5 protein-coding genes and 1 pseudogene are annotated in these 8,249 nt (G+C 44.9%); 1 reads left to right on the top strand and 5 read right to left on the bottom strand.

Features of this window, described 5'->3' with window-relative positions; all coding sequences use genetic code 11:
• The 4 genes and pseudogenes from PX484_RS17535 to PX484_RS17520 all read right to left on the bottom strand — a co-directional run.
• Positions 1-163, bottom strand: a pseudogene (locus PX484_RS17535) (Uma2 family endonuclease); the annotation flags it as partial.
• Between the two features lie 34 nt (positions 164-197).
• The gene (locus tag PX484_RS17530; RefSeq protein WP_288104941.1) at positions 198-2,246 is read right to left on the bottom strand and encodes a DNA phosphorothioation-associated putative methyltransferase; all 2,049 of its coding nucleotides are present in this window, start codon (positions 2,244-2,246) and stop codon (positions 198-200) included.
• Between the two features lie 43 nt (positions 2,247-2,289).
• Entirely contained in the window at positions 2,290-3,069 is a 780-nt protein-coding gene (locus PX484_RS17525; RefSeq protein ID WP_287670458.1) for a photosystem II electron transport protein, Sll1252 family, read from the bottom strand.
• 71 nt (positions 3,070-3,140) lie between these two features.
• Positions 3,141-3,650: a hypothetical protein gene (locus PX484_RS17520; RefSeq protein WP_002789175.1), complete on the bottom strand. Its 510-nt coding sequence runs from the start codon at positions 3,648-3,650 to the stop codon at positions 3,141-3,143.
• 583 nt (positions 3,651-4,233) lie between these two features.
• Here PX484_RS17520 and pyrC point away from each other — a divergent pair.
• Positions 4,234-5,265: a dihydroorotase gene (gene pyrC, locus PX484_RS17515; RefSeq protein ID WP_287766037.1), complete on the top strand. Its 1,032-nt coding sequence runs from the start codon at positions 4,234-4,236 to the stop codon at positions 5,263-5,265.
• Positions 5,266-5,311: 46 nt separating this feature from the next.
• Here pyrC and PX484_RS17510 read toward each other — a convergent pair whose 3' ends face one another.
• Positions 5,312-8,044 carry a cation-transporting P-type ATPase gene (locus PX484_RS17510; RefSeq protein WP_287766068.1) on the bottom strand — a complete coding sequence of 911 codons (2,733 nt, stop codon included), beginning with the start codon at positions 8,042-8,044 and terminating at the stop codon, positions 5,312-5,314.
• Between the last annotated feature and the right edge of the window lie 205 nt (positions 8,045-8,249).

Below are 8,249 nucleotides of genomic sequence, written 5' to 3'. Positions count from 1 at the left end.
TTCCATCTAAGTAAGTAATGCGATAACTGGAACTATCTTCTAAATGTTTTAAGAGGGTTTCGTACTGTTGCCAATTAACCCCAGAAATAAACATTCTTTGTTCAGGATCATTAGCTTTTAACTCGAAATCTTCTAATCCTTTTAACAGAATCGTAGTCATCATAAAATTAATTACCTCATCTATCTTACTTAATTACTCAGGAAGACTTATTTTGATTTCTTCTGGCGTTAATTTTAGCGCGTAAAATCCTCACTTTATAGGGATCAGCATCTTTTCGCCACAGTATCTGATAGCCTTTGATTGTAGCACAATTCTCCTCTAAACATTTTTGCCAACCCTGTAAACGTTCGATCGCTTTTCTATCCTCTAACAATCCCCAATCCTTTTCTAATTGAGTTAAGCGAACCAATTTATCATAGTTAGGATAATCCGCCATTACTAAAAGCTCTTTTTCGTGTAGAATTGGCGGATTAGGACTATCCCGATAATCGCGAAAACTAAAATCAGCCGAACCTAAATATACATCCATGCTAGTGGCTAAAATCGGATGAATTTCTGTATCGAAATTGGGGTAATAGAGATAGGAAATTTTGGGTTGACGAAAGGATAAACGAATGACGTTAGCATTTTCTAACCGTCCGATAGTTTGACTAGCACAACCTTCATATAAGCGTAATAACATCGGTAATTTTTCCAGAACGCTAATATGAATAGTTAGGGAATAACGGGAAAGTTTACCTAAGGAACTATTTTCACAAGTACGAGCGATCGCTGGCAAATTTCCCGCACTTATTAACACTTCTTCTGCTAAAGCGCAAGCATTGCGATAACTGCCAAATAAAGCTTTAAAATCGGCACGGGTAGCGGGGGATAATTCCCTTACTTTCGGACAGTGGCTAAATTGACTTAAAGCTAAATAAAGTAAAAGATCGGCGCGTCTTTTATCGGCAATTATCTCCCATTCTTCCGCTTCTGTTACTTGTAAAATCACTTGAAAAGCTCGTCTAAAAGTTCCAAATTCTGCCTTAATTTCCTCCTCTTGTAATAATTCTCCTGCGACGGGTAAACGTCCCTGCTGGGTGTAAAATTCCATTAGGGGAGTCAATAAATCTTCGTAATCTTCAAAGCGTTTGAGATGGGTTTTAATTTTAGGAGTGGTGGCGCGGGAACGACATCTCGATAAACGAAAAGTTTCCGCTTTTTCTTCCTCTCGAAAAACTAGATAAATTCCCAAAGTTATTGGAATAGAATCAACTCCTAAACTGCTATCAATATACTGTTTTAGTTCTTCCTGTTGATAGTATTTTTGAAAGGTATTGCGACGAGTTATAATTCCATCTTCATAAGCCATTAAACCCCGTTCACTATCATCAATTAAAATTTGTGCCGAAACAATTAAAACTTGACGGGTTAATTGCCAAGCTTTTAATAGAGCGTCTTGTCGTTCTTCGGCGGATTCAATAACATTAATTACATAGCCTAAATTAACAATATCAGATTCAATTAAAGGACTATCGGGACGATAATAAGGATCCCAGCCTTCACTTTGATAACCCTGTTCAGCTATGCGTTCTATATCACCTCCATAACCACAACCGTAATCAAAAAAAGTGGTTTCAGGAAGAAATAATCCCGCCGCTAATGCTAATCTTGTCGGACGAGAAAGGGTTTTGCGAACAAGAGCGGCTTTGTGGCGATCAATTATTATCGATTTTTCCCTTTGTCCCTCTAAATTACAAACTAAATAATCTCCTGCAAAATCAAGGTGATGCTTTCTTAAAAGCCGTTGCCATTCCTGTTTAGTACCGATGGGATAAGAACTGTTTAAAAGTCCTAAAGCACTCTCGATTTTTGTGAGATGCTCGAATTCTTGATAAAGAGGATAGTCCCTAGTAACAAAAGTTTCTTTTCGGTGTAAAATGGGCGGATTATCGGCATTTTGATAATTCCATTCACTCAAGATTAATGTCCCCATATCTACCACTAAACTTTTAGTTAAAACTGGGTGAGGTTCCCGATCAAAATCGGGATAAAAAAGATAGGATATTTTCGGTTTATCGGTGCTAAATTTAATTATTGTTGCCTCAGATAAATGCTGATTAATTCTTGCTTGTTGTTCGTAATTCTGGAGAATAGGATCAAGTTGATGTAATGCTTCTCGATGAACATAAAGCGCCCCCGGTAATAGTTTACCGATGGGACTAACTTGACACAGTTGCACGATTACGGCGAAATTCTCAGCCATGGCAATTAATCTGTCTAATCACAAATTCTAGAGACAGAAAAAACTAAATAAATCTAGTTAAATGAACCCGATAGCGCTCTTTTTTTGTCACAGTAACCTCCCCCACTTCTAAACGACCTTTTCCCCGAAAAGAAATCAAATCACCGGTTTTAACGTTATAACTAGATTGACTGATATCTTTCCAGTTAACTCGCACATCCCCGGCGCTAATTGCCTCGGCCATTTTACTGCGAGAAATGCCAAAACCCGCCGAGGCAATCGCATCCAAACGTAAGGAAGCTTCCACAGTATTAATTTCTTTTTTTTGCGGGGGTCTAACTTTTAATTCCGTCAAAGGAATCGGGCTAGTTTTCACGGGAACCGAACGCACTTGTAGTAAATTAGCACATAAAAAATCTGCCAATTCAGGCACTACAATCGCCTGCGCTCCTCGCTCACCTAAAACGATTATATCGCCGACTTTTTCCCGGACGATCCCTGTCCCCAACATTGCCCCTAAAAAATCCCGGTGGTTAGCGGTATCAAAAAGAAAATTACCGGCAATATCAAGGGCAGATAGGGGAATATCTGTTTCTGCCAAAGGTAAATCAACTCTAGCAATACCGAGGCGCTGTCTTTCTGCTTGGGGATAACCGCCCGATTTTTGCATTGACACATCGGTTAAACGCTGAAAAACTCGTTCTACTTCCGCCAAAACTGCGGGAGAAAGAAAGTCTGTCACCGTCACTTCCCAAGTCTTAATCGCTTGTTCGGCTTTATCAATAACTTTCGCTATTTCCTCGCGGTTCTCGACACCCTTTAGTAATTCTTCTCTTGGTAACATTGTTTTCTGGTAATTAATCAAAAATTCTTAGGAAAAAATCAGATGAACCATAACTTATTCCCGATAACCGTTCACCGTTCTAGGGCGTATCCTTGCAGATTTTCGGGGTTAAATTGACGCAGGATAAGAGTCGCTTGATTTTTTAGGTTTTCCGAACCCTGCACGATAATAATATATTTTCCGGCACCGAGACGATTGCGATAGGGAAGTGCATCGCCACTGCCGGACGATAAACCCACGCCACCACCGACGAAAATACTGCCCATCGCCCCCCCAATCGCCCCGGCAATACCGCCGACGATATGATTGCCCGGTTCTCCGGCCCAATCAAAGGTATGCAATCCCGTAATCAGGTTAAAAAGGTAGCCACCGGCAAAACCGAAGGGAATTAGCCAAAAAGCCATGAGAGTGGCCCGTTTTTTGGCTTGTTGAAAGGGATCGATCAAACCGAACTCATCGGCACTTTTATAGCCGCGACCGAGAATGGTCACTTGAGATTGGGGAATTCCCGCCTTTTCCAGGGCAACGGAAGCTTCTTCTGCTTGTATGCGATCAGCTAACACGGCAATGAGATAATTCATATTCTCCAACTTTTAAGGCTATCTTCATCTCCTATTGTAAGGATTTTGGGGACTGAAAAGCTGCTCGATCGAGAAAATATTCAAGGGGATGCGTTAGTCAATCTTGGATAGGATTGATTAATGTGGAATTATTGGCAATTCAAGAAATTGCTCTATCTTGGTTATTTTTGGCACTAATTTACTATAAATAAAGATGGTTTAATTGTTATTGTTAACAAGAAGTTTTTTAGAATTATCACAATTGGTATTATACTATAAAGCTTGACTGATTCCTGTCATTATTTGAATGTTTTTATCTGCTACATCTGACACAAAAACTAAAAAATAGATTAGATTTTTGGTAATAATATCTAGTCTTAAGTAATTCACTTGTTCGCCAATTAAATTTATGATAAATAAAGAGAAATAAATAGCGCAGTTCCAGCCTTCTCTTATCGACCTAGACCAATTTAGATGCGCGGCAGCTTATTAGTTAAAATCGACTTGACTGCTGAAATAAGGAATTGATTCCCTGACCGAAGATTGACTTCTCTCTTGTGTTTAGTTGTGGCGCTGGGATTCCTAACCGTTGTATGATGGAAAAATGCGAAGACTCACAATCACTCGACCCGACGACTGGCACCTTCATCTCCGCGATGGTGCGGCACTGAAAGCGGTTCTACCCCATACGGTGCGTCAGTTTGCCCGTGCCATTGTCATGCCGAATTTAAAACCCCCAGTGCGCTCTGTGGCTGATGCCGCCTCCTACCGCGATCGCATTCTGGCAGCAGTTCCAGAGGGTCAACAGTTCGAGCCACTGATGACCCTCTATCTCACCGATAATACCAGTCCCGAAGAAATCATGGCGGCGAAAGCCTCCCAGTTTGTCAAAGCGGTGAAATACTACCCAGCCGGTGCCACAACTAATTCCGACTTGGGGGTGACGGACATTCGTAGGTGCGATCGCGTTTTTGCGGCCATGGAGCAGGTAGATATGCCGCTACTACTGCACGGAGAAGTTACCGATGGTGATATTGATGTGTTCGATCGCGAGAAAGTGTTCATTGAGAAGCACTTGCTCCCACTGATAACAAGATTTCCGAAACTGCGTGTCGTGTTTGAACACATTACCACTGCCGACGCGGTTAAGTTTGTTCTATCAGCTAACAACAACGTCGCCGCCACAATTACGCCCCAACATTTATTGTTTAGCCGAAACATTCTCTTTACCGGTGGCATTCGTCCCCATTTTTATTGCCTGCCGATTTTGAAACGAGAGGATCATCGTTTGGCACTTTTGCAAGCGGCAACATCGGGCAATCCCAAGTTTTTCCTAGGGACCGATAGTGCGCCCCATTCTCGCTACAGCAAAGAAAGTTCCTGTGGCTGCGCGGGTTGTTATTCAGCCCTGCACGCCCTAGAGTTGTACGCAGAAGCCTTTGAGAGTGTCGATGCGCTTGAGCAACTGGAAGGGTTCGCCAGCTTCCACGGGCCAGATTTTTATCAACTCCCCCGGAATACCGAACAAATCACCTTAACCAAAACCCCTTGGCGCATTCCCGATGAATTGCCATTTCCCGAATCTGGACTGGTGCCGTTACGAGCGGGTGAAGAGATAACCTGGCAGTTGGGGTAATAAAAACCGCCAGTTTTTATAGTTGCGGTCAAGAATTCACGATTAGTTATTTCCCATGACAATGAGGAGGATCGATAACATTGGCAAAAATTGCCCAAAACACCATGAGCGGCATCGGCAACAAACAGATTAGCCATTGATGACCGGTTAGGGTCGCCGTTGCAAACAGACTGTTCATCACCCCCCATTGACTAAATAAAATTTGTAGGGCAACAGCAGCCACAATCCCCAAAATTAGGATTGGTGCATTAGTAATCGAGGTTGACTGACGACGCAGGTAGTTAACTAGGCTCATCCCTAATTGGCTGATACTGAGCAGATAGATAACCCGTGCTGCCACAAGGGATTGAATTGCCATTGTGCGGGCAACGGCAATATCTCCTGTGGTCGATTTAGCCCACTCAAACATACCAAAAATCAGAATCCAGTTAAACAATGAAACAGCCAAAATTCGGCGCAATAGTTTTTTGGTGATCAAAGGTTCATTGGGATTGCGTGGTGGTGACTGCATAATGCCGGGGGATTTTGCTTCAAAGGCCAGGGGAACAGTCATCGTGACGGAGTTGATCATGTTCAACCAGAGTACTTGTAGGGAGAGAATCGGTAAATCTCGTGCCAGTAAAGTACTGATCAGAATGGTCATCGATTCGCCACCATTGACAGGTAAGAGAAAAGATATCGCTTTGCGTAAATTTTGATAAACGGTGCGTCCTTCTTCGACAGCGGCCTTGATCGAGGCAAAGTTATCATCAGTGAGGAGCATATCAGCAGATTCCCTGGCGACTTCCGTTCCCCCTTTCCCCATGGCAATGCCGATATCGGCCTGCTTGAGAGCCGGCGCATCATTGACACCATCGCCCGTCATCGCCACGATTTCTCCTTGAGACTGGAGTACTTCCACCAGTTGCAGTTTTTGGGTAGGGGCAACCCTGGCAAATACCGATCCATCGACCACCGCTTGGGCCAGTTGATGATCATCCATTTGCGCTAATTGTTTTCCCTCAAATGCTAAGACTTGTGCTGCCGTTTTAATGCCCATCCGTTCCGCAATCGCCCGCGCCGTGGCAAGATGATCACCAGTAATCATCTTGACCCGAATCCCGGCAGTTTGACAGGCATGAACGGCAGCGATCGCCTCTGGACGAGGCGGGTCAATCATGCCCTGTAATCCTAGAAACACCAAGCCTGTTTCGATATCCTCATGGTCGATAGAATGCTGATGGGTCGCGGCTGCTTTTTTGGCAAAGGCAAGCACCCGTAAACCCTGCTCTGCCATCGTTTCTACCGCTTGCTCGATCTGTTCGGCGTTCAGCGCAGTCATCTGACCATAGCGATCGATCATCTGGGAACAACGACGCATCAGCGACTCAACCGATCCCTTGACATAGATCAGACGAGGTATGCCATCATGCAGGGTTGCCATATATTGGTACTCAGATTCAAAGGGAATTGCATCCAATCGTGGGGTTGAAGACAATAGCCCCAATTGACTGAGACCTGCTTTGGCAGCGGCCGCAATCAGCGCCCCTTCCGTAGGATCCCCCACCACTGACCAATCTTCTCCCGTTTGTTTTAGCCCGGAGTCATTACAAAGCAAACCAGCTACCAGACAATCCCCCAGGGCCGGCGGTAATTCCTCTGCAAACGGGCTGCCAGGGTTGCCATCGGTAATCAGACTAATTTCGCCCTTGGGACTATAGCCACCACCACTAACGGCGTAATATTGCCCTTCAGTATAAATGGACTGTACAGTCATTTGATTTTCGGTCAGGGTTCCGGTTTTGTCAGAACAAATGACGGTCGCACTCCCCAATGCTTCCACTGCGGGCAGTTTACGAATAATCGCATGACGACGGGCCATGCGGTTGACCCCAATGGCCAAGGTAATCGTTACCACTGCCGGCAGCCCTTCTGGAATCGCACTCACTGCGAGGGCAACGGCAGCTTCAAACATATCGATCCAAGATTTCCCCCGTCCTAACCCGATGGCAAAGGTCAAGGTTGCTAGGGTCAAAATTGCGTAGAGTAGGGTGCGGCTAAATTGGGCAAATTTACGGGTCAGGGGTGTGCTAAGGCTGACTCGGCTTTCCATCGACTGGGAAATCTGCCCCACTTCGGTGGCATTGGCCGTAGAGACAACAATCCCTTTGCCCTGTCCAAAGGTAACAAAACTCCCTGCGTAGGCCATGTTTGTCCTTTCTGCTAGGGGCGTATCCCCGGGTAAGGGTTCGATCGCTTTTGACCCGGGCAAGGATTCCCCGGTCAGGGCAGACTCATCCACCTGCAAATTGCGGACTTTCAGCAGCCTCAAGTCCGCTGGCACTTTATCCCCCGATGCCAATAAAACGATATCTCCCGGCACCAAATCCCGAGATGGAATCCGGAGGGTTTGTCCCTCTCGCAACACGGTCGCTTCTGTGGTTACGGCTTTGGCCAGGGAAGCGATCGCACCTTCCGCCTTAGCTTCCTGCACATAGCCAATAATGGCATTGATCAGGGTAACTCCCCAAATCACCGAGGCATTCGTCCAAGACCCTAAAAATGCCTTAATAGTACCCGCAAGCAAGAGAATATAGAGTAGCGGCTGATGAAATTGCTGCAAAAACCTCAACCAAGCTGGTTTCCCAGGCTTAAATCGCAGTTCATTCGGGCCATATTTTTCGTAGCGACTAGCCACTTCTTCTGCTGATAAGCCCGCTGACCCATCGCTGGTCAAGCATTCAATCACTTCTGGTTGAGAAAGTTGATGATACAAGGGCAATGATAATTGAACTGGCATCATGCTCTCCAATATTTAGGGTCTGCTGAAAAAGTTTGTTGGTGGGGGCAGGGTGTGGGGTGTGGGGTGTGGGGTGTGGGGTGTAGGGTTTTACCGATTTTGAGGTAGTCAGTTACCTAATTTTCAGGGAAAAAGTACCTGAATTTTACCCCCGATCCCTCCAATGGTCGGCACTTTTTGAGGTCAAAAAAGTCTAAAAGCCTTA

The organism is Microcystis sp. M49636_WE2 (assembly GCF_030065375.1).
GTDB lineage: Bacteria > Cyanobacteriota > Cyanobacteriia > Cyanobacteriales > Microcystaceae > Microcystis > Microcystis aeruginosa_C.
Note: the sequence above shows the minus strand (reverse complement) of the source record. Positions and strands in the feature narration are given on the sequence as shown.

What these genes read in the sequence shown, in the direction of transcription:
- PX484_RS17530 (WP_288104941.1), bottom strand. Translation starts at nt 2,246, where the DNA reads ATGGCTGAGAATTTCGCCGTAATCGTGCAACTGTGTCAAGTTAGTCCC.
- PX484_RS17525 (WP_287670458.1), bottom strand. Translation starts at nt 3,069, where the DNA reads ATGTTACCAAGAGAAGAATTACTAAAGGGTGTCGAGAACCGCGAGGAA.
- PX484_RS17520 (WP_002789175.1), bottom strand. Translation starts at nt 3,650, where the DNA reads ATGAATTATCTCATTGCCGTGTTAGCTGATCGCATACAAGCAGAAGAA.
- pyrC (WP_287766037.1), top strand. Translation starts at nt 4,234, where the DNA reads ATGCGAAGACTCACAATCACTCGACCCGACGACTGGCACCTTCATCTC.
- PX484_RS17510 (WP_287766068.1), bottom strand. Translation starts at nt 8,044, where the DNA reads ATGCCAGTTCAATTATCATTGCCCTTGTATCATCAACTTTCTCAACCA.